Below are 21,414 nucleotides of genomic sequence, written 5' to 3' on the forward strand. Positions count from 1 at the left end.
CGTGACGGTACTCAAAGCCTATGAGGCGCTCGTAGCCTCGGGCGAACTCCGCCCCGACCCCGAACAGGCCGCCGCCGCCGCGCGCCTCAACACCCTCGCGACCGAACTCGCTACCCCCAAATCCACCGGCTTCTTCGCCCGCTTCTCCAAGAAACCAGACCCCCGCGGCGTCTACCTCTGGGGCGGCGTCGGCCGCGGCAAGTCGATGCTGATGGACCTGTTCTTCGCCAACGCGCCCGTCGAGAAGAAGCGCCGCGTCCACTTCGGCGAGTTCATGCTCGAGGTCCACGCGCGCATCGCCGCCGAACGTCGCAAGGAAGTCGGCGACCCGATCGTCCCCGTCGCCACCGCGATCGCCGACGAGACCCGCCTGCTCGCGTTCGACGAGATGATGGTCACCAACAGTCCCGACGCGATGATCCTGTCGCGGCTGGTGACCTCGCTGCTCGATTCCGGCGTGACGATCGTCACCACCTCGAACCGTCCGCCCGCCGATCTCTACAAGAACGGCCTCAACCGCGAGCATTTCCTGCCCTTCATCGCGACCATCGAGCAGCGCCTCGACGTGCTCCCGCTCAACGGCCCGGTCGATTACCGCCGCGACCGGCTCGGCAGCCAGGACACGTGGCTCGTCCCCAACGGCCCCGAGGCCACCGCGCAACTCTCCGCCGCATTCTTCCGCCTCACCGACTTCTCGACCGACGACAGCGAGCACGTCCCCGCCGAAGACCTGATCGTCCAGGGCCGCACGCTCCGGGTCCCGAAATCGCTCAAGGGCGTCGCGGTGTTCAGCTTCAAGAAGCTGTGCGGAGAAGCCCGCGGCGTGGCCGACTACCTCGCCATCGCGCGGAAATTCCACACCGTCATCCTCGTCGGCATCCCCAAGCTCGGCCCCGAGAACCGCAACGAGGCGGCGCGGTTCGTGGCGTTGATCGACGCACTGTACGAGCACAAGGTCAAGCTGCTCGCCGCCGCCGATGCGCAACCCGGCGACCTCTACGAAAGCGGCGACGGCAGGTTCGAGTTCGACCGCACGATCAGCCGCCTCGAAGAGATGCGCTCCGAGGACTATCTCGCAGAAGGCCACCTCTAAGCTTATTGCACATGCGAACCACTCGCAATAACAACCCGCTTTTGTCCTTTTAGCGGTTGCCGTAGCGGGATAATGCGCGTAACCGGCGTCACCAATCACCCCGCACATCAGACGGAGACGGATTGGAATGGCTCGCAAGAAGATCGCGCTGATCGGCGCCGGTAACATCGGCGGTACGCTCGCGCACCTCGCAGCACTCAAGGGCCTTGGCGATATCGTCCTGTTCGACGTCGCCGAGGGCATCCCCCAGGGCAAGGCGCTCGACCTGTCGCAGTGCGGCCCGGTCGAAGGCTTCGACTCGCAGATCACCGGATCGAACGACTACGCCGACATCGCCGGCGCGGACGTCATCATCGTCACCGCCGGTGTCGCGCGCAAGCCCGGCATGAGCCGCGACGACCTGCTCGGCATCAACCTGAAGGTCATGAAGGCCGTCGGCGAGGGCATCAAGGCCAACGCCCCCGACGCGTTCGTGATCTGCATCACCAACCCGCTCGACGCCATGGTGTGGGCGCTCCGCGAATTCTCGGGCCTGCCGCACCACATGGTCGTCGGCATGGCCGGCGTACTCGACTCGGCACGCTTCAGCCACTTCCTTGCCGACGAGTTCAAGGTCTCGGTCAAGGACGTCACCAGCTTCGTGCTCGGCGGCCACGGCGACACGATGGTCCCGGTCATCAGCTACTCGACCGTGTCGGGCATCCCGGTTCCCGACCTCATCGCGATGGGCATGTCGAGCCAGGAAAAGATCGACGCGATCGTCAAGCGCACGCGCGGCGGCGGCGGCGAGATCGTCGCACTGCTGAAGACGGGTTCGGCCTATTACGCGCCGGCGACCAGCGGCATCGCGATGGCCGAGGCGTATCTGTACGACCAGAAGCGCGTGCTGCCGGCGGCGGCGTATGTTTCGGGCGAGTACGGCCTTACCGATCTGTACGTCGGCGTGCCGGTGGTGATCGGGGCTGGCGGCGTCGAGAAGATCGTCGAGATCAAGCTGGACGACGAAGCCAAGCAGAACCTCACCGTGTCGGTCGACGCGGTGAAGGAGCTGATCGTCGCCTGCAAGGGTATCGATGGTTCGCTGAACTAAGGTGACCTCCCGCCCTGCCTCCTTGTTCACCCGCGAAGGCGGGTGCCCAGACTGGGTTCCCGCCTTCGCGGGGAAACAAGGAAGCGGACGGTGAACATAGCCGGCTACGTCTACATGACGGCTAGCCCGCGCAACGGAACGATTTATCTCGGTGTGACCAGCGACCTCGCCGCACGATCCTACCAGCATCGTAACGGCCTGATCATCGGTTTCACGAAAACGCACCACTGCAAACTTCTAGTTTGGTATGAAGTGCATGACGATCTGGACAACGCGCGCCTGCGCGAACTTCAGATGAAGAAGTGGAACCGGCAGTGGAAACTGTCCGAGATCGAACGAATGAACCCCGACTGGAACGACCTGTTCGAGTCACTGTTTTAATCCTGTTCCCCAACGGGGACACAAGGAGCACTAGATGAGCATCCTCGTCGACAAGAACACAAAGGTCATCACGCAAGGCATGACCGGCGAAACCGGCAGCTTCCACACGAAGATGGCGCTGGAATACGGCACGCAGATGGTCGGCGGCGTCACGCCCGGCAAGGGCGGTACGACCCACCTCGACCTGCCCGTCTACAACACCGTCGCCGAAGCCAAGGCGATGACCGGCGCGACCGCGTCGGTCATCTACGTGCCGCCCCCCTTCGCCGCCGACTCGATCCTCGAGGCGATCGACGCCGAGATCGAGCTGATCGTCGCGATCACCGAGGGCATTCCCGTCCTCGACATGGTCAAGGTCAAGCGCGCGTTGTCGGGCTCCAAGTCGCGGCTCATCGGCCCGAACTGCCCCGGCGTGCTGACCCCCGGCGAGTGCAAGATCGGCATCATGCCCGGCTCGATCTTCAAGAAGGGCTCGGTCGGCGTTGTCAGCCGTTCAGGCACGCTCACCTATGAAGCAGTGTTCCAGACGTCGAACGCAGGCCTTGGTCAGACGACCGCGGTCGGCATCGGTGGCGATCCGGTCAACGGCACGAACTTCATCGACGTGCTCGAGCTGTTCCTCGCCGACGACGAGACCCAGTCGATCATCATGATCGGCGAAATCGGCGGCGACGCAGAAGAGCAGGCGGCACAGTTCCTCCGCGACGAAGCCAAGCGCGGTCGGTCGAAGCCGATGGCAGGCTTCATCGCCGGTCGTACGGCGCCTCCGGGCCGTCGCATGGGCCATGCCGGCGCGATCGTGTCGGGCGGCAAGGGCGACGCGGAGAGCAAGATCGCGGCGATGGAAGCTGCCGGGATCAAGGTCTCGGAAAGCCCCAGCCTGCTCGGCGAGACGCTGCTGAGCGTGTTGAAGGGCTGAACTGACTACCTCTCTCCCGTTCGGGGAGGGGGAAGGAGCCGCTTCTTAGCGGCGGAAGGGTGAGGGCACGTGACCGCCCGTGCCCTCACCCTCCCACCCGCAAGTGCGGGCGGGCCCCTCCCTCTCCCCCGCGGGGAGAGGGACACTGAGGACGAGAACGATGGGCTACGAAGGCCAGGATTTCAGCGATATCGCAGCCGGCGTCAGCCCGGCGTTCGTGGAGACGCTCTACGCCAAGTTCAACGCGGACCCGGCCTCGGTCGAATCCGGTTGGCGCGCGTTCTTCGAGGGTCTGGAAGGCTCCGCGCAGGGCCCGAGCTGGGAGAGCGCCCGCTGGCCGCTCACCACCACGGACGACCTGACCGCGGCACTCGATCCGACCCAGATGGAGCCCGCGCCCAAGCCCGCCAAGGGCGGCAAGCCCGCTCCCGCCGCAGCAGCGCCAGCCCCCGTCTCGAAAGAAGAGATCGCCAAGGCCGCGGCCGACGCGATCCGCGCACAACTGCTCGTCCGCACCTACCGCGTCCGCGGTCACCTCGCCGCCAACCTTGATCCGCTCGGCCTTTCGAAGCGCGAGATGCCCGAAGATCTGAAGACCGAATATCACGGCTTCTCCGACGGCGACATCGACCGGAAGGTCTATCTCGGCGGCACGATGGGCTTCGAATGGGTCTCGATCCGCGAGCTCGTCGACACGTTGCGCAAGAACTATTGCGGCAATGTCGGCCTCGAATACATGCACATCTCCGACGTCGAGGAGCGCCGCTTCCTCCAGGAGCGCATGGAGGGCCAGGACAAGGCGATCGAATTCTCCATCGACGGCAAGAAGGCGATCCTCACCAAGGTGATCGAGGCCGAGCAGTGGGAGAAATTCCTCGGCAAGAAGTATGTCGGCACGAAGCGCTTCGGGCTCGACGGCGGCGAATCGATGATCCCCGCGCTTGAGAGCGTGATCAAATATGGCGGCCAGATGGGCGTGCGCGAGCTCGTCATCGGCATGGCGCATCGCGGTCGCCTCAACGTGCTGGCGAACGTGATGGCCAAGCCATTGCGCGTGATCTTCCACGAATTCGCCGGCGGTTCGGCCAACCCCGACGACATCGGCGGTTCGGGCGACGTGAAGTATCACCTCGGCACCAGCACCGATCGCGAGTTCGACGGCCACAAGGTTCATATGAGCCTGGTCGCCAACCCGTCGCATCTCGAAGCCGCCGATCCCGTCGTGCTCGGCAAGACGCGCGCGATCCAGACGCTCAGCAACGATCTCAAGGATCACGTGGCTAGCCTGCCCGTGCTGATCCACGGCGACGCGGCGTTCGCGGGGCAGGGGATCGTCTGGGAGTGCCTCGGCTTCTCGGGTATCCGCGGCTACAACACCGGCGGCTGTGTTCACTTCATCATCAACAACCAGGTCGGCTTCACGACCTCGCCGCAGTTCGCGCGCTCGTCGCCCTACCCGTCGGACGTCGCCAAGGGCGTCCAGGCGCCGGTCTTCCACGTCAATGGCGACGATCCCGAGGCGGTCACCTTCGCGACCAAGATGGCGATGGAATTCCGCCAGAAATTTCACCGCGACATCGTCATCGACATGTGGTGCTATCGCCGCTTCGGTCACAACGAAGGCGACGAGCCGTCCTTCACGCAGCCGCTGATGTACGACATCATCCGCAAGCACCCCGGCGTCAGCTCGGTCTACGGCGATCGCCTGATCAAGGAAGGCGTGATCGACCAGCCCTGGATCGACGAGAACGTGAAGCAGTTCACGCTCCGTCTCGAGGGTGAGTTCGAAGCCGGGTCGTCGTACAAGCCGAACAAGGCGGATTGGTTCGGCGGTCGCTGGACCGGCCTCAGCGCGCCCACGGACGGCGGCTCTGCCCGCCGCAACGTCGAGACCGGTCTCAGCACGAAGCTGTTCGATTCGCTCGGCCGCACGCTGACGACGATCCCCGACAGCGTGAAGATCCACAAGACGCTCAACCGCGTGATCGATGCGAAGCGCGAGATGTTCAAGTCGGGCAAGGGCTTCGACTGGGCGACCGGCGAAGCACTCGCATTCGGCGGCCTCCTCTCGGAAGGGTACGGCGTCCGTCTGTCCGGCCAGGACTCAGGCCGCGGCACCTTCTCGCAGCGCCATGCGGTCTGGGTCGACCAGACCGACGAGCACAAGTATGTGCCGTTGCAGGAGATCGAGCACGGCCGCTTCGAGGTGCTCGACAGCCCGCTCAGCGAATACGGCGTGCTCGGGTTCGAGTACGGCTACGCGCTCGCCGATCCGAAGACGCTGGTCCTCTGGGAGGCGCAGTTCGGCGATTTCGTCAACGGCGCGCAGATCATGATCGATCAGTTCATCACGTCCGGCGAGTCGAAGTGGCTCCGCGCCAACGGCCTCGTGATGCTGCTCCCGCACGGCTATGAAGGGCAGGGGCCAGAGCACAGCTCGGCACGTCCCGAGCGCTTCCTCCAGTCCTGCGCGGACGACAACATCCAGGTCGCGAACTGCACCAGCCCGGCGAACTATTTCCACCTGCTTCGCCGGCAGATGCACCGCAACTTCCGCAAGCCGCTGATCGTGATGACGCCGAAGTCGTTGTTGCGGCACAAGCTGGCGGTGTCGAACGCCGAGGATTTCCAGGGCGACAGCCACTTCCGCCGCCTGTTGTCGGATACCAATCCGGCCGCCGACGTCGATACGAAGCGTCTGGTCCTGTGCACCGGCAAGGTCGCGTACGACCTGATCGAGGCACGCGACGCGGCGGGCGACACCGACACGCAGATCGTCCGCGTGGAACAGCTCTATCCCTTCCCCGGCAACCCGATCGCCGAGCGCGTCGCACGGATGCCGAACCTGGAGGAGATCGTCTGGGCGCAGGAAGAGCCGAAGAACAACGGCTATTGGTTCTTCGTCGAGCCGCTGATCGAGGAGGCGCTGGCAACGGTCGACTCTCGCGTGAAGCGCGCGCGCTATGCCGGACGCAACGCCTCGGCATCGCCCGCGACCGGCCTGATGAAGCGTCACCAGGCCGAACAGGGCGCGCTCGTCGCCGACGCGCTCGGCCACTCCGTCCGCGACGAAATCCGCCGCACCCGCGCAAACTGATTGAACCCGCTCTCTGTATTCCTGCGAAAGCAGGAACCCAGGGTGCGGCAGAGTAACCCTAGGCCCCTGCGTCCGCAGGAGCACAAAAGGTAGAAGCAAACATGGCAACCGAAGTCACCGTCCCCGTCCTGGGTGAATCGATCACCGAAGCCACCCTCGGCGAGTGGCTGAAGCAGCCCGGCGATCCCGTCGCGGTCGACGAGCCGATCGCCAGCCTCGAGACCGACAAGGTCTCGGTCGAGGTCCCGTCGCCGGTCGCCGGCGTCATGGGCCAGCACGCGGTCGCCGTCGGCGACACCGTGCAGGTCGGCGCGATGCTCGCCACGATCGACTCGGGTGACGGCGCCGCCGCGTCGGCCCCTGCACCCGCGCCCGCCGCGACGGCAACTCCCGCTGCTCCCGCCGCCAAGGACGAGTCCGGCGCAGGGTACGGCGACCAGCCCGGTGCCGGCACCAGCGACTCGCCCGCCGCGCTCTCCCCGTCGGTCCGCCGCGCGGTGCTCGAGCACGGCGTCGACCCCGGCACCGTCAAGGGCACCGGCCGCGACGGTCGCATCACCAAGGAAGACGTGACCGCCGCCGCGTCGAGCAAGCCCGTGCCTGCGCCCGCCGCCGCACCCGCTCCGGCCGCAGCCCCCGCCGCCGCATCGGGTCGTGGCGAGGAACGCGTGCGCATGACGCGCCTCCGCCAGACGATCGCCAAGCGCCTCAAGGAAGCGCAGAACACGGCGGCCATGCTGACGACGTTCAACGACGTCGACATGACCGCGGTGATCGAGGCACGCGCCAAGTACAAGGACCTGTTCGAGAAGAAGCACGGCGTCCGCCTCGGCTTCATGGGCTTCTTCGTGAAGGCCGCCACCATGGCGCTGCGCGACATCCCGTCGGTCAACGCGTCGATCGACGGCGACGACATCGTCTATCACGACTATGCCGACATCTCGGTCGCGGTCTCGTCGCCCGGCGGCCTCGTCGTCCCCGTGATCCGCGACGCGGACCAGATGTCGGTCGCGACGATCGAGAAGACGATCGGCGACTTCGGCAAGCGCGCCAAGGAAGGCGCGCTCAAGATGGATGAGATGAAGGGCGGCACCTTCACGATCTCGAACGGCGGCGTGTTCGGCTCGCTGATGTCGACCCCGATCATCAACCCGCCGCAGTCCGCCGTGCTGGGCCTCCACCGCATCGAGGAGCGCCCGGTCGTCGTCAACGGCCAGATCGTCATCCGCCCGATGATGTACCTCGCGCTCAGCTACGACCACCGCCTGATCGACGGCCGCGAAGCCGTGACGTTCCTGGTGGCGCTGAAAAATGCTATCGAGGATCCGACCCGTATCCTGATCGACCTGTGAGGTAGCGATGAACTGGCGCGACCATATCCATTCGGACCCAGAGATCCTGGGCGGCAAGCCCGTGGTCAAGGGTACGCGGATATCGGTCGAGCTGATCCTCGAATATTTCGAAGACGGTGCGAGCATCACCGACGTTCTCGCCGCCTTCGACCATATCACCGAGGAAGACGTCCGTGCAGCGATTGCGTTCGCGCGAGACCTGCTGGTCGACTCGACGGTCGCGGCGCAGCGCAAAGCGGCCTGACGGGTGCATCTGCTCGCCGACGAAAACCAGCATCCGGTTGTCGTCGCGCGGTTGCGCAGTGCGGGTCACGCCGTCGAATGGATCCGGGAAACATCGCGCGGCGCCAAGGACCCGGAGATACTGGCGCGAGGCGATATCGCGGCGCTCATATTGGTCACGGACGACCGTGACTTCGGCGACCTGATCTTCAACCGTGGTTACCCTGCGCCCTGCGCGATACTATATAATCGACTGAACCGCGTGCATCCGGATGCCATCGCCGACCGCCTGATCGCAGTGTTGGCCGGTGGTGGCTTCGAAGGCCACATCACAACGATAACCAAGGACGGCGAACGCAGTAAGCCGTTCCCCGCTGGAGCATAACATGGCTGACTACGACTATGACGTCCTCGTGATCGGTGCGGGCCCCGGCGGTTACGTCGCGGCGATCCGCGCCGCGCAGCTCGGCCTGCGCACCGCTTGCGCCGAGTCCCGCGAGACGCTCGGCGGCACCTGTCTCAACGTCGGCTGCATCCCGTCCAAGGCGCTGCTCCACGCCTCCGAGATCTACGAGGAGGCCAAGGGCGGCCACATGACGAAGTTCGGCATCGACTTCCAGGGCGTCACCTTGAACCTCGACCAGATGCACGCCGAGAAGGCCAAGGCCGTCAAGGAACTGACCGGCGGCGTCGAATTCCTGTTCAAGAAGAACAAGGTGACCTGGCTCAAGGGCAGGGCCGCGTTCGAGGACGCGCACACCGTCGACGTAGCCGGCCAGAAAGTCACCGCGAAGAACATCGTCATCGCCACCGGCTCCAGCGTCATGCCGCTCCCCGGCGTCGAGGTCGACCAGAAGACCGTCGTCGACAGCACCGGCGCGCTCGAGATCCCCAAGGTCCCCGAGCACATGGTCGTCATCGGTGGCGGCGTGATCGGGCTCGAACTCGGGTCGGTCTGGCGCCGTCTCGGCGCGAAGGTCACCGTCGTCGAGTTCGTCGACCAGATCCTCCCCGGCTTCGACGGCGAAGTCCGCCGCGAGACCGCCAAGCTCTTTAAGAAGCAGGGCATGGAACTGAAGCTCTCGACCAAGGTCACCGGTGTGACGGTCGCCGACGGCGTCGCGACCGTCACCGTCGAGCCCGCCGCCGGTGGCGCATCCGAGACGCTGACCGCCGACGCGGTGCTCGTCTCGATCGGGCGCAAGGCCAACGTCGACGGCCTCAACCTCGAAGCCATCGGCCTCGAACTCAACAAGCGCGGCCAGATCGAAACCGACCACTCGTTCCGCACGAAGGTCGACGGCGTCTGGGCGATCGGCGACTGCATCCCCGGCCTGATGCTCGCGCACAAGGCCGAGGACGAGGGCGTCGCGGTCGCGGAAAACATCGCCGGCCAGACCGGCATCGTCAACGAGGACGTCATCCCGAGCGTCGTCTACACGATGCCCGAGATCGCCGGCGTCGGCCTCACCGAGGAGGCGGCGCGCGACAAGACCGAGATCAAGGTCGGTAAGTTCCCGTTCGCCGCGAACAGCCGCGCCAAGACCAACCGCGACACCGACGGCTTCGTGAAGATCATCGCCGACGCCAAGACCGACCGCGTCCTCGGCGTCTGGATCGTCTCCAGCCTCGCCGGCACGCTGATCGCCGAAGCTGCCATCGCGATGGAATTCGGCGCGACCAGCGAAGACATCGCCTACACCTGTCATGCGCATCCCACGCATGCCGAGGCGATCAAGGAAGCCGCGATGGCTGTGCAAGGCAAGCCCATCCATATCTAGCAATTGCTAGATATGGATCCAAAGGGCGTGCCCGGCCGGGGGCGCTCCAGCGCCGTCCGACGACAGGGGCTTAGCCCCTGTCCGGCCAAGCAGGGCGCAGCTTCCGCAAGTGAAGTAGGATTGAGAGGGCGTCGGTGGCAATCCACCGGCGCCCTCTCTGCGTTTGCAGCGAGAGAGTTGAAGGTGCAGCGCGAGGGCGGCGAAGGCGAAGGCGAAGGCAAGGGGGCAAAGGTTGAGTTCGATCGGGGGGGATGGATGTTGCCGCAGTTCGCCAGTTCGCCCACGCCCCGTCCACCCGCAAAGCCCAACACAGCCCCTCCCGTCATCCCGGCGAACGCCGGGACCCACGGTTACGGTGGCCCCAGCGATATCACGCTAGCATGACCCGGTTCGCGACCATGGGTGCGGGCGTCCGCCGGAATGACGGGGGAGGAGCGCAACAACTGGGCGCAATCTGGGGTGGCGTGCACGAAACGCCCGACAACGCCCGACAACGTCGGTCAAGCCAGAGCCACTCCGCCCCAAACGATACCGGCCGCCTTCTTGTTCTCCCGCGAAGGCGGGAGCCCAGTCTGGGTCCCCGCCTTCTCGGGGAAACATTCTTGGCACGCCACCACATCCGCCCTCCGCATCGCCTATCACCTTCGGCGTCCGGCTCCTCATCGCGCCACCCCCAACCCACCCCACCCAAAAAGCAAACTTCCGCCCCCACCCCCCAACCGGAACCAATCCTTAGCAAAGCCAACCTATTAGTCCGCCTAACGAACGAACAAGCAGGTCCCCGTGGCGCTCGATCTCTCTACTCTCTACGTCGTCGCAGGCCTTGGCATGCTGGTCGCCGGGTTCATTCACCTCATCCCGCTGGCAACCGGTCGGTTCGGATCGTGGGCAGGGCTATGGGGCGCCGGCCACCTGATCGCCGGGTGCGGCGCGCTGATGGCGGTGCTCAACGATCGGATCGGCCTCCCCTGGGCGCCCAGCATCGGCAATCCCGCGGTGGTGATGGGCTATGCGCTGATCGCCGGCGCGGTCGTGAAGTTCAGCCGTCCCGACGCGCGCCTGACGTCGATGCTGGCGACCGCCGCGGTCCTTGGCCTGCCCCTCTGGTTCACGCACGACCCGGCGCATTTCCACCTCCGCGTCGCTTATCTCAGCGTCATCCGCGCCGGGTTCGACCTCGTCGTGGTGATCGTCGCCGTCCGTCTCGCGCGTCGTGACTCGCTACAGACCGGCTGGATCGTCGCCGCGCTGTTCGCGGTCACCGTGCCGATGTTCCTCGGCCGCGCGTGGCTGGCTTACGGCGACCGCATCGGCACGCAGCTGACCGGCCGTCACGACGATCTCGGTGCCTGGCTCGCGGCGGGCCAGATCGCCTTCATCATCTTCCGCGCCTTCTCGCTGCTGATCCTCCAGGCCGAGCGTGGCCAAAGCCAGCTGCTCGATCAGATGGAGCGCGACTGGCTCACCGGCGCGTTCAACCGCGCCGGCCTGGACCGCATCGCGCAGACCTTCGCCGGCCGCCACGCGCCGCGCACGCTGACGGTGATGATGCTCGACCTCGATCGCTTCAAGGCGCTCAACGACACGCTAGGCCACGCCGCCGGCGACGCCGCACTCCGCACCTTCGCAGAGATCGCGCACGAGGCCGTCGGCCAACAAGGCCACCTGATCCGATGGGGCGGCGACGAGTTCGTCTGCATGCTGCCCGACGTCCAGACCGAGCAGGCCAGCATCATCGGCGATCGCATCGCGACGCGGTTCGCGCAGACCATGGCGCCGCGCATGGCCGCCCATGGCACGCTCGGAGTCAGCATCGGCGTCGTCGAGGGCGACCCCGACACACCGATCGTCGACCTCATCGCCGGTGCAGACCGCGCGATGTACCTCGCAAAGGGCGACCGCCGCCAACCCGCCATCTACATAAAGGCAGCCTGAGCCGCAGGACCGCAACGCCGCGCGCGGCGTCGCGGTCCTGCACACTTAAGCGGCAGGCGGGTCCTTCTTCGCGGTCGGCTTGCCGAACCCGACGAACAACCGCTCGAGTCCCACCGTGACCGAGTCCAGCACCTTCGCGAACTCGGGCGGCAGCGCGTTCGTCTCGCTCCGCGGTGGCTCCGGCGTATCCCCGGCAAACGGACCATTGCCCTGCGGCTTGGTAGGCTCGGCCGCCACGTCCGGCTCGACCTTCGATGCTGCAGGCTCAGCCTGTGCCGAGGACGAGGCAGGGGAAGGCGGGGCAGGGGGCGTCGGAGGCGTAGGCGGCGTCGGCCGAGCACTCGATTTCGCATCATGCTTCGAGATCGCCGTCGCCGCGGCCATCAGCCCCGCCGCGATCATCTGCCGCCCGACCGGCGTCCCCATCTGTCGCGCGATGGTAGCAGCGATCCCCGCGAACGGCGCGCCGCCTTCATGCTTGCGACCCTCGTGCTTCCGGCCCTCATGCCTGTGCGCGTCATGCTTGTGCGCGTCATGCCCATGGCCCTCATGCCCAGCACCCGACTGACCCTGAGCCGCCGCCATCTCGGCCTCGCGCTCGCGCCGCTTCCTCTCGTCCTTCTTCTTGCCCATGTCGTCCTCTGTGCCATTCCGCGTCAGTGTGTACGAACAAGATAATACACCGATACCGGAGTGCAACCCCGGCGGCTTGGCCTGTCCACCCGTGATGGTCGATCAGTTGCCGGACCAGGCGCCCGGCAATCGCCACGTCACCTTTTGCGTCGCGTGGCTGACCATCGGCTTGCCGTCGAAGCCGAGCGCGGGTGTGTAGCGCGCATGCCGCATGATCGCGCTGCAGGCCGCCTTGTCGAGTTCGACCTCGCCGCTCGTCACCACGGGCCGGCAATCCGCAACCCGCCCGTCGAGGCCGATCGTCCACAGGACCGTCGACGTCCCCTGCGCACCCTTGCCGACGATCGTCCTCGGGTAATCGTCGGGCCCGACCCAGTATTCGGGCCGCGTCGTCGCCTTGGCAGGCTGGGCGATCTTCGCGCGCTCGGTCGGGTCGATGCCCCACTCCTTGGCCGTCGAATCATTGCATTTGGCCAAGGCCTCGAACGCCGCCTTCGCATTTGGCATCGCGAACGCCCAGCCCGACATCTTGTCCGGGGTGATGCGCAACACGGCATCGGCGGGCAGCGTTTCGAACAGCGTGGCATCGACCTGCATGCGCGTCATCCGCTTGCCCGAAGCCTGGGTCGGATAACTCTCGTACCGGCTGTCATCCGATCCCCCGCCGACTATGCCGATCTTCGCCTGGCCCAGCCGCATCGTTACGCTACGACCATTGGTGTAGACCATCAGCTCGAGCGTCGACGCCAGCGGCAGCCGACGCAGCGCCAGAATCGTCTCCGCCTTGCCGGTGGCATAGGTGCGGCCGAGCATGCAGGCGGTCGCGCCATAATCGACGTTCCACTTGCCCGCCGGCGTCAACGGCGCGGCCGTGGGCTCCGCCAGCGCAGCCGCAGCGGCCAGTCCCAGCATCAGCGGCATCCAAAAATACTCGTCATCGCATCATACCCTTGCACCGCGTCCCGTTCGTCGGTTCTCCAAAATACGCCGCACGGTTGCAAGCCGAGTCGACGCCCAGATCGCCCGTTGCGCAATCGATCGTCCCGGATGAACTGGCACCCGGCCTCATGCATTCCTATCTCTCCCACTAGTCTCCCGATCAGAACAGAAGTAGAACCAGCCTCATGCTGACAAAGATTTCCGTACGCGGCGCGCGCGAGCACAACCTCAAGGACGTCGACATCGACATCCCCCGCGACACGCTCACGGTGATCACCGGCCTCTCGGGCTCGGGCAAGTCGAGCCTGGCGTTCGACACGATCTACGCCGAGGGCCAGCGCCGCTACGTCGAGAGCCTGTCCGCCTACGCCCGCCAGTTCCTCGAACTGATGCAGAAGCCCGACGTCGACCACATCGAGGGCCTCAGCCCGGCGATCTCGATCGAGCAGAAGACGACCAGCCGCAACCCGCGCTCGACCGTCGCCACCGTCACCGAAATCTACGACTATATGCGCCTGCTCTGGGCGCGCGTCGGCATCCCGTACTCGCCCGCGACCGGCGAGCCCATTGCGGCGCAGACCGTCAGCCAGATGGTCGACCGCGTCATGGCGCTCCCCGAGGGTACGCGCCTCTATTTGCTCGCCCCCGTCGTTCGCGGCCGCAAGGGTGAGTACCGCAAGGAACTCGCCGAGTGGCAGAAGGCGGGCTTCGCGCGCGTCCGCATCGACGGCACGATCCACGACATCGACGAAGCCCCCGCGCTCGACAAGAAGTACAAGCACGACATCGAAGTCGTCGTCGACCGCCTCGTCGTCGGCGGCGAGATCGCCACGCGTCTGGCCGAGAGCTTCGAAACCGCACTGAAACTCGCCGACGGCCTCGCCTATGTCGACCCCGCCGACCCGGTCGAACCGCACACACCGAAATCGGAAATCCTAGGCAACAACGCCCCCGACGGCCGCATCGTCTTCAGCGAAAAATTCGCCTGCCCGGTCAGCGGCTTCACCATCTCCGAGATCGAGCCACGCCTGTTCTCGTTCAACGCCCCCCAGGGTGCATGCCCGGCCTGCGACGGCCTCGGCGAGAAGCTGCTGTTCGACGAAGACCTCGTCGTCCCCAATCACATGCTCAGCATCAAGAAGGGCGCGGTCGTGCCCTGGGCGAAATCCAACCCGCCGTCGCCCTATTACATGCAGGTCCTTGGCAGCCTCGCGCGCGAGTTCAAGTTCGACATCGAGACGCCCTGGTCCGACCTCCCGCCGGAGGTCCAGAGCACCATCCTGCACGGCTCGAAGGGCAAGCCCGTCACGCTCACCTTCATCGACGGCAAGAAGAAATACGACGTGTCGAAGCCGTTCGAGGGCGTCATCGGCAACCTCAACCGCCGCATGCTCCAGACCGATTCCGCCTGGATGCGCGAGGAGCTGAGCAAGTACCAGTCCGCCGCCCCCTGTGAAGTCTGCGGCGGCGCGCGGCTGAAACCCGAAGCGCTCGCGGTCAAGATCGCGATGAAGGACATCTCCTACGCCACGCATCTCTCGGTGGTCGACGCGCTCCAGTTCTTCACCGACATGCCCCAGCATCTCGGCGACCAGCAGAACGCGATCGCCGAACGCATCCTCAAGGAGATCGTCGAGCGTCTGGGCTTCCTCAACAACGTCGGCCTCGACTACCTCAACCTCGACCGCACCTCCGGCACGCTCAGCGGCGGCGAGAGCCAGCGCATCCGCCTCGCATCGCAGATTGGCAGCGGCTTGTCCGGCGTGCTCTACGTCCTCGACGAGCCCTCGATCGGCCTGCACCAGCGCGACAACGACATGCTCCTCAAGACGCTCCGCCGTCTGCGCGATCTCGGCAACACCGTGCTCGTCGTCGAGCATGACGAGGACGCGATCCGCACCGCCGACTACATCATCGACATGGGCCCCGGCGCCGGCGTCCGCGGCGGTCAGGTCGTCGCGCAGGGCACGCTGAAGCAGATCCTCAAGTCGAAGGGCAGCATCACCGCCGACTATCTCAACGGCACGCGCGAGGTGCCGGTCCCAACCACGCGACGGAAAGGCAACGGCAAGAAGCTCACCGTCCACAACGCGGTCGCCAACAACCTGCGCGGCGTCACCGCAAGCCTGCCGCTCGGCACCTTCACCTGCATCACCGGCGTCTCCGGCTCGGGCAAGTCGAGTTTCACGATCGACACGCTCTACGCCGCCGCCGCGCGCGAGCTGAACGGCGCGCGCATCGTCCAGGGCAAGCACGACAAGATCACCGGCCTCCAGTATCTCGACAAGGTCATCGACATCGACCAGTCGCCAATCGGCCGCACCCCACGCAGCAACCCCGCCACCTACACCGGCAGCTTCACGCAGATCCGCGACTGGTTCGCCGGACTGCCGGAATCGCAGGCGCGCGGCTACAAGCCCGGCCGCTTCAGCTTCAACGTCAAGGGCGGCCGCTGCGAGGCGTGCCAGGGCGACGGCGTGCTCAAGATCGAGATGCACTTCCTCCCCGACGTCTACGTCACCTGCGACGTCTGCCACGGCGCGCGCTACAATCGCGAGACGCTCGAGGTGAAGTTCAAGGGCCATTCGATCGCCGACGTGCTCGACATGACGGTCGAGGACGCCGCCGAGTTCTTCAAGGCGGTCCCCCCGATCCGCGACAAGATGGCGATGCTGGTCGAGGTCGGCCTCGGCTACGTCAAGGTCGGCCAGCAGGCGACGACGCTCTCGGGCGGCGAAGCGCAACGCGTCAAGCTCGCCAAGGAACTCTCGCGCCGCGCCACCGGCAACACGCTCTACATCCTCGACGAACCCACCACCGGCCTCCACTTCGAGGACGTGCGCAAGTTGTTGGAGGTCCTCCACGCGCTGGTCGAGCAAGGCAACACGGTCGTCGTGATCGAACACAATCTCGACGTCATCAAGACCGCCGACTGGGTCCTCGACCTGGGCCCCGAAGGCGGCGTCAAGGGCGGCGAGATCGTCGCAGAGGGGACGCCGGAGAAGGTCGCGAAGGCCAAGGGCAGCTTTACGGGGAAGTATCTGGCTCCGTTGCTGGAGAAGCGGGTGGCGGCGGAGAAGTGATTTTACTTCTCTTGGGGGAGAGGCAAACAACATGGGTCGGAAGGGTGAGGGCATACCAGTTGGGTCCGCTCCCAGTCCGCAAATTGAAGGCGCTCACGACATCTTGCGGCCTGCTTCGCATGTTCTACCTTTGAGCCTACGCCTCTCTACCAATCCCGAAGTCTGCAGGAGGAGCCCGATCGTGGCTTAGTAAGAAAGTATAGAGGCGGTGTATTCCTAGCGCTTCTTGAGTTTGCGATACGGATTCCATACAAGTTTCATGTTTTTCTCAGCATTATTCCACTCACTGCAGTGGAATATCTTGTAAAAATGTCCAGCAGTCTCGGTAACTTGTTCCATAATATTTCCAGGGACGCCGCATCCGGTAACCTCATTTACCTCACCTATTAGTGCAAACATCATGATATGGCGAAGGCTCCAATCTTCGTCAGGCCATGTTTCTGCAAAATAAGGCGCTCCATTCCTGATTTGCTTCCGAACGGAGTCGGCAAATTCGTCTGCAACTATCATTCCGATACTTTTCAGAAAAAGAAGGCAGATCAAGCCGATTTCTTGTTGAATCGCGGATTTAATGGTTTTGGGAGTCTGGTGAATTAATCCGTATCTTTGACGGTTTTCACTCAGCGCAATTAGCGTAGAGAAGTGCTCTATTCTAGCCTTCCAAATGAGCTTCTTCGCGGTTGATGATGTCAACTCGTCTGAGTTCGTTAGTTTGACAGACAATGTCTTAGTTTTTGCCGAGAGAATCTTCCATAAGGAGAAGCGCTCTTTGGGCGAGAAGGAAAATACCCGTTTACTAAGATCGTCGTAAACACATACTAAAACAGATCCCGTTTGCGATACCCATCTAAAAAGATGGTCGGTAGAAAATCGATAAGTAAGATTTCCGTCGATATATTTGCATTTTCCCGATCCTTTAACCTGAATTAATATTTGGAATGGATCGGCTTCTCCTTTATGATGAGTTTGCACAATTAGATCTTCGCCATAGTCGTTCTTAACGACTTCGCTTAAGGCATCGGATTCGGCTAAAATGCTTTGAACCCGCGTAATTGCTCGTGCCTCCAAGAGATGGCTTGATGCAATAATGGGCATTAGGGATCCTAACGACTTTGGCATTCTTAAGGCATCATATGATGCATAGCTCAGCCCTAAAATAGTAATTAGATATTTGCAGCTTACTAGCGATAACCTGTCCCAATATCGTTCAAAATCAAAATACCCGAAGCGGAGATCTCAAGCTCAGTTGCGAAATATGGTCTTCTTGACGTCCCACCAGCTATCTCTAAATTCCCGATGCCGCCCGCAAAGCCGCATTGATTCGCCCTTGCCATCCCGGCCCATCCTCGCGAAACTTCGCCAGCACGTCCGGGTCCAACCGCAACGTCACCTGCTGCTTGGCCCGGTCGCGCAACGGCGGGCGGCCCTTCACGACGCCATTCGGTCCCAGATAGCCCGTCGCTGGCCGGATCACCTTCCCGCCGATCGCTAATTCTGCATGTTCGAACATCTCGTCCGTCCACTCCGGCGCGTCGTCGTTCCGATCAAGCGAGGTAGCGTTCGAATCGCGTGCGTTCTCGGGCATTGGCCTTCCTCATAGATATGACGCGCCGACCGTCTTCGGCATCGACCCATATTACCACGACCATGCGATCTTCGAGCATGCCGATCGTCGAGTATCGCCGCTCGGGATACGCAATGCGCTCGTCCTCGAATTCGAACACCGTCCCCGCAAACACCTTGCCCGCATCGGCGAAGTCCAGACCTCGCTCCGCCAGCGTCCACGCGCGTTTCACCGGGTCGAAGCTGATCTCCACATCCGCCCCTTTTATGTAACTACAACAATGTCCCGGTCAAGCTGAGCATAGCGCGGCATCCCGGTGAGCAACGGCAATCGCATCCGTAACGGAAGCGTCTCGGTCGCCAGCGCAAAGCGGAACCCCTGCCACCGACCGTCCGTTTCCGAGGCTGCATCAAAGGACATTCCCATGACCAAGCCTCACCCGCACAAGTCCGCCCCGAAACCCAAGCCAAACGCCAAGACGTTCGGTATCAACGCGCTGTCGATCGGGGCCGCGGCGATCGGTCTCGGGGGTGCGTTGCTGGCGGTGTTCCTTCGGTCGAAGGCCAACCCCGCCGAGCATGCCGCGCCCGATCTCGCGCTCGACAAGCCCCGCCCGGGTGCGACCGATCGCGCGCCGGACGCCTTCCGCCCCGATCCCACCGCGGTCCCCACCAAGGCCGAGCGCGAGTCGCTCCGCCCCGCCACCGGCCCGGCCCCGTCGTTCGCCGCGGATCGCGGTTCGACGCTTGGTTAAAGCGCCTTCCTGATCCTCCCCCGCAAGGGGGAGGTGGCTGGCGCTTGCCAGACGGAGGGGGAGGGGGCGACCACACAGGTTCCGTGTCCTCCCCCTCCGTCACCTGCGATGCCGGGGAGGATCGGAACGGCCCGACGGTCGACGTCGGCTCTCAAGCCACCGCCCGCGCTCCGTCACCCCGGACTGGTTCCGGGGCCCACGGTTCCGCGAACTCGATAGCGGCAGCGTGCGGAACGGTGGATACCGGACCAAGGCTCTCCTGAGCAAAGCCGAAGGGTCCGGTATGACGGGAGAGGGGCCATCATCTCCCCCCGTGTTCTCCTGCGAAGGCAGGAGCCCAGGACCAAGCAGGACAGCGATCGTGGCTCCTGGGCCCCCGCGTTCGCGGGGGAACACGGCAGCAGCTCCAACCCGCCACGTCATCCCGCGCCCACGCCCCGAAACCGCTGTCCTACACACCCCGATCCGGCATACCTGATCGGTCCTCTCTTCAAGGCGAGGATCGATCATGGCAAACGCACCCACCCCGGCCGATCCACGACCCTGCCATTTGGCCAAGCGCGCCGCGCCCGCCCCCCGGCCACGCTACGAACCCCCAATCCCCGATCATCTCCCCGACGCGGTCCGCCACGTCATGGCCTGGCAAGCGCATGTCGACGCCGGCCGCATCGGCACCCGCATCCCCGTCTCGCCAGAGATCGCCGCCAACCGCGACCGCTGGACCGCGCTCGCCCGGACCATGCGCAAGTGACCGCCGCTCTCCATGACCAGGGTGTCGACGTGCCGCCCATCGACCCCTTCACGCGGCAAAATCGCCAGCGCATCGACGGCTGGTCCCCCGAGCGCCAGCGCGGCTTTCTCGAACGCATCGCCGAGGGCGCCACCGTCGACGAGGCCACCGCCAGCGTCGGCCTGTCGCCCCGCGCCGCGTACAGCCTGCGCCGCCGTGCAGCGGGCGCGGCGTTCGCGCTCGGCTGGGACGCCGCCAAGCTCGTCGCGCGGCCGATCGTCGCCGAGGCGCTGTTCTGCCGCGCGATGGTCGGCCAGATCGAGCGTCTCACGAAGCCCGACGGCGACGTGATCGAACGCCACCGCTTCGACAACCGCCTCGCCATGTCGCTGCTCGCCCGGCTCGATCGCCACGCCGAGGAGAGCGAGACCACCAATGCCGCCGCACGCCTGATCGCGACCGAGTTCGACGCATTCCTCGACCTCGTCGAGCGCGATGCAGGGCCCGCCCGCGCCGGCCTGTTCCTCGGCGAGCGTGTCCGATCGTCCGACGCAGGGGAGGGGATGGCGCCGATCGTGGCGCTGGCCCGCGCGGACCGCTGGCTGCGCAGCAACGCCGGTCTCGCGTCGGAGATCGACGTCGCCGATCTCGATCCCGCCGCCCGCGCCGGCTGGACCGCCGAGCAATGGGCACGCGCCGAGGCCGCCGGGCTGCTCAGTCTCGCACCCGAACCTGTCGCCAAATCTGCGCCCCCGAAACCTGCGCCCCCGACACCTGCGCCAGCGTCTGCACTTTCTGCACTTCCGGCCGTCGAACCGGGCGGACCCGACGGCGAATGTCCGGTCTGGTGGGACGAGTTCACCAGTGCCTGGCGCACCCGCTTCCCGCCGCTGAGCGACTTCGACGAAGGCAATGGCGGCACTTTCGGGGGCGACGGTTACAGCCGCGAATGTTCCCGGGAGGAGGCGATCATCCTCGATGCGCCGTACGACCGAGAGACCGCCGAGCGCGTCGTCGTCGAGGGCGCCGACCGCGACAGCTGGTTCATCGGCTATGCGGTGAGCTGCGGGCTGATCGAGGATGACGAGGTCGATGCGGTCGCCGCGACCGATATGGCGCGCGTCGCTGCGCTGGCCCGTGATTTCGATCCGGATCGCCCGAGAAAGCCTGACCCAGAACCCGGTAACGCCGCTTCGTCCGGCGCCGGTCCCGGCCAGTCGCCCGGCCGGTCGCCTGGCCAGTCGCCCAGCCAATCGCACGCCGAACCCAATCTAGCGCCGACGCCTGCGGACGCTGCACCCAAATCCGCCACCGGGCGTTCTCCCGCCATACGCATAGTCAACGGAGTACCCCCATGAGCATCTTCAGCAAGATCAAGTCCGCCATCTTCGGTGAGCACGGCCCGCTCGGCAGCGGCCATTTCGGCACGCCCAAGGCCGCGCCCGCACCGGCACCCGCACCCGCGCCGCAGACCACGGCCGCCCAGCCTGCACCGACGCCCGCCGCCCCGACTCCGCAGGCCGCACCCGCCGCGCCAGCCCAGGCGGTCGACGTCGAGGCCGTCCTCTCGGGCATCGCATCGAAGAAGGGCTCCGATCTCAACTGGCGCACCTCGATCGTCGACCTGATGAAGCTGCTGGATCTCGATTCGAGCCTCGACAACCGCAAGGAGCTCGCCACCGAGCTCGGCTATACCGGCGCCAAGGACGGCAGCGCGGAGATGAACATGTGGCTGATCAAGGCCGTGATGCGCGAGCTGGAGAAGAACGGCGGCACCGTGCCCGCCAACCTCAAGGATTGATCTAGGATAGGTGTCGGCAACCAAATGCCGGCGCCGATCA

At 65.1% G+C, this 21,414-nt stretch carries 20 protein-coding genes; 15 read left to right on the top strand and 5 right to left on the bottom strand.

The genetic code is table 11. The features are described from left to right. The first annotated feature begins 1 nt into the window (after window position 1). The 10 genes from zapE to E5673_RS06365 all read left to right on the top strand — a co-directional run bounded on the left by zapE (window position 2) and on the right by E5673_RS06365 (window position 11,870). Complete coding sequence (zapE, locus tag E5673_RS06320) at window positions 2–1,093, top strand: cell division protein ZapE (RefSeq protein ID WP_136189355.1); 1,092 nt, start codon at window positions 2–4, stop codon at window positions 1,091–1,093. Between the two features lie 127 nt (window positions 1,094–1,220). Beyond that, window positions 1,221–2,183 (top strand): malate dehydrogenase, encoded by a 963-nt coding sequence (gene mdh, locus E5673_RS06325; protein ID WP_056060667.1) that lies wholly within the window; start codon window positions 1,221–1,223, stop codon window positions 2,181–2,183. Between the two features lie 90 nt (window positions 2,184–2,273). Beyond that, complete coding sequence (locus E5673_RS06330) at window positions 2,274–2,564, top strand: GIY-YIG nuclease family protein (protein WP_136189356.1); 291 nt, start codon at window positions 2,274–2,276, stop codon at window positions 2,562–2,564. 34 nt (window positions 2,565–2,598) lie between these two features. Continuing rightward, window positions 2,599–3,483, top strand: a complete 885-nt coding sequence (gene sucD / locus E5673_RS06335; RefSeq protein ID WP_056047458.1) for a succinate--CoA ligase subunit alpha — start codon at window positions 2,599–2,601, stop codon at window positions 3,481–3,483. A 160-nt stretch (window positions 3,484–3,643) separates the two neighbouring features. Then, window positions 3,644–6,580 (top strand): 2-oxoglutarate dehydrogenase E1 component, encoded by a 2,937-nt coding sequence (locus E5673_RS06340; protein WP_136189357.1) that lies wholly within the window; start codon window positions 3,644–3,646, stop codon window positions 6,578–6,580. Window positions 6,581–6,681: 101 nt separating this feature from the next. Further along, a complete protein-coding gene (gene odhB / locus E5673_RS06345) occupies window positions 6,682–7,932 on the top strand; it encodes a 2-oxoglutarate dehydrogenase complex dihydrolipoyllysine-residue succinyltransferase (protein ID WP_136189358.1) in 1,251 nt (416 codons plus the stop codon). A 7-nt stretch (window positions 7,933–7,939) separates the two neighbouring features. Then, a complete protein-coding gene (locus E5673_RS06350) occupies window positions 7,940–8,176 on the top strand; it encodes a DUF433 domain-containing protein (protein ID WP_056060652.1) in 237 nt (78 codons plus the stop codon). 3 nt (window positions 8,177–8,179) lie between these two features. After that, window positions 8,180–8,539, top strand: a complete 360-nt coding sequence (locus E5673_RS06355) for a DUF5615 family PIN-like protein (RefSeq protein WP_136189359.1) — start codon at window positions 8,180–8,182, stop codon at window positions 8,537–8,539. A 1-nt stretch (window position 8,540) separates the two neighbouring features. Then, window positions 8,541–9,935, top strand: a complete 1,395-nt coding sequence (gene lpdA, locus E5673_RS06360; protein ID WP_136189360.1) for a dihydrolipoyl dehydrogenase — start codon at window positions 8,541–8,543, stop codon at window positions 9,933–9,935. A 783-nt stretch (window positions 9,936–10,718) separates the two neighbouring features. Further along, window positions 10,719–11,870 (top strand): GGDEF domain-containing protein, encoded by a 1,152-nt coding sequence (locus tag E5673_RS06365; RefSeq protein ID WP_136189361.1) that lies wholly within the window; start codon window positions 10,719–10,721, stop codon window positions 11,868–11,870. Window positions 11,871–11,915: 45 nt separating this feature from the next. Here E5673_RS06365 and E5673_RS06370 read toward each other — a convergent pair whose 3' ends face one another. Together E5673_RS06370 and E5673_RS06375 are read right to left on the bottom strand one after the other, a co-directional pair. Further along, entirely contained in the window at window positions 11,916–12,503 is a 588-nt protein-coding gene (locus E5673_RS06370) for a hypothetical protein (RefSeq protein ID WP_136189362.1), read from the bottom strand. 102 nt (window positions 12,504–12,605) lie between these two features. After that, on the bottom strand, window positions 12,606–13,424 hold the full coding sequence (locus E5673_RS06375) for an energy transducer TonB (protein ID WP_136189363.1): 819 nt from the start codon (window positions 13,422–13,424) through the stop codon (window positions 12,606–12,608). A gap of 203 nt (window positions 13,425–13,627) precedes the next feature. Between E5673_RS06375 and uvrA the strand changes: the two genes are divergently transcribed. Continuing rightward, complete coding sequence (uvrA, locus tag E5673_RS06380) at window positions 13,628–16,525, top strand: excinuclease ABC subunit UvrA (protein ID WP_136189364.1); 2,898 nt, start codon at window positions 13,628–13,630, stop codon at window positions 16,523–16,525. 216 nt (window positions 16,526–16,741) lie between these two features. Here uvrA and E5673_RS06385 read toward each other — a convergent pair whose 3' ends face one another. The 3 genes from E5673_RS06385 to E5673_RS06395 all read right to left on the bottom strand — a co-directional run bounded on the left by E5673_RS06385 (window position 16,742) and on the right by E5673_RS06395 (window position 18,342). Then, complete coding sequence (locus E5673_RS06385) at window positions 16,742–17,620, bottom strand: DUF4365 domain-containing protein (RefSeq protein WP_168711578.1); 879 nt, start codon at window positions 17,618–17,620, stop codon at window positions 16,742–16,744. Window positions 17,621–17,810: 190 nt separating this feature from the next. Then, the gene (locus E5673_RS06390) at window positions 17,811–18,110 is read right to left on the bottom strand and encodes a BrnA antitoxin family protein (protein ID WP_136189366.1); all 300 of its coding nucleotides are present in this window, start codon (window positions 18,108–18,110) and stop codon (window positions 17,811–17,813) included. Further along, window positions 18,070–18,342, bottom strand: coding sequence for a BrnT family toxin (locus E5673_RS06395; protein WP_136189367.1), 273 nt, complete (start codon window positions 18,340–18,342; stop codon window positions 18,070–18,072). The genes E5673_RS06390 and E5673_RS06395 overlap by 41 nt, the downstream gene beginning before the upstream one ends. Window positions 18,343–18,513: 171 nt before the next feature. Here E5673_RS06395 and E5673_RS06400 point away from each other — a divergent pair, with 171 nt between their 5' ends. From E5673_RS06400 to E5673_RS06415, 4 genes are all read left to right on the top strand, one after another. Further along, window positions 18,514–18,843 (top strand): hypothetical protein, encoded by a 330-nt coding sequence (locus E5673_RS06400; RefSeq protein WP_136189368.1) that lies wholly within the window; start codon window positions 18,514–18,516, stop codon window positions 18,841–18,843. A gap of 508 nt (window positions 18,844–19,351) precedes the next feature. Then, window positions 19,352–19,594, top strand: a complete 243-nt coding sequence (locus tag E5673_RS06405; RefSeq protein ID WP_136189369.1) for a hypothetical protein — start codon at window positions 19,352–19,354, stop codon at window positions 19,592–19,594. After that, complete coding sequence (locus E5673_RS06410; RefSeq protein WP_136189370.1) at window positions 19,591–20,931, top strand: hypothetical protein; 1,341 nt, start codon at window positions 19,591–19,593, stop codon at window positions 20,929–20,931. The genes E5673_RS06405 and E5673_RS06410 overlap by 4 nt, the downstream gene beginning before the upstream one ends. Next, window positions 20,928–21,374, top strand: a complete 447-nt coding sequence (locus E5673_RS06415) for a DUF3597 domain-containing protein (RefSeq protein ID WP_136189371.1) — start codon at window positions 20,928–20,930, stop codon at window positions 21,372–21,374. The genes E5673_RS06410 and E5673_RS06415 overlap by 4 nt, the downstream gene beginning before the upstream one ends. Window positions 21,375–21,414 lie beyond the last annotated feature (40 nt).

Source organism: Sphingomonas sp. PAMC26645, from assembly GCF_004795835.1.
In the GTDB taxonomy this organism is placed as follows: Bacteria; Pseudomonadota; Alphaproteobacteria; order Sphingomonadales; family Sphingomonadaceae; genus Sphingomonas.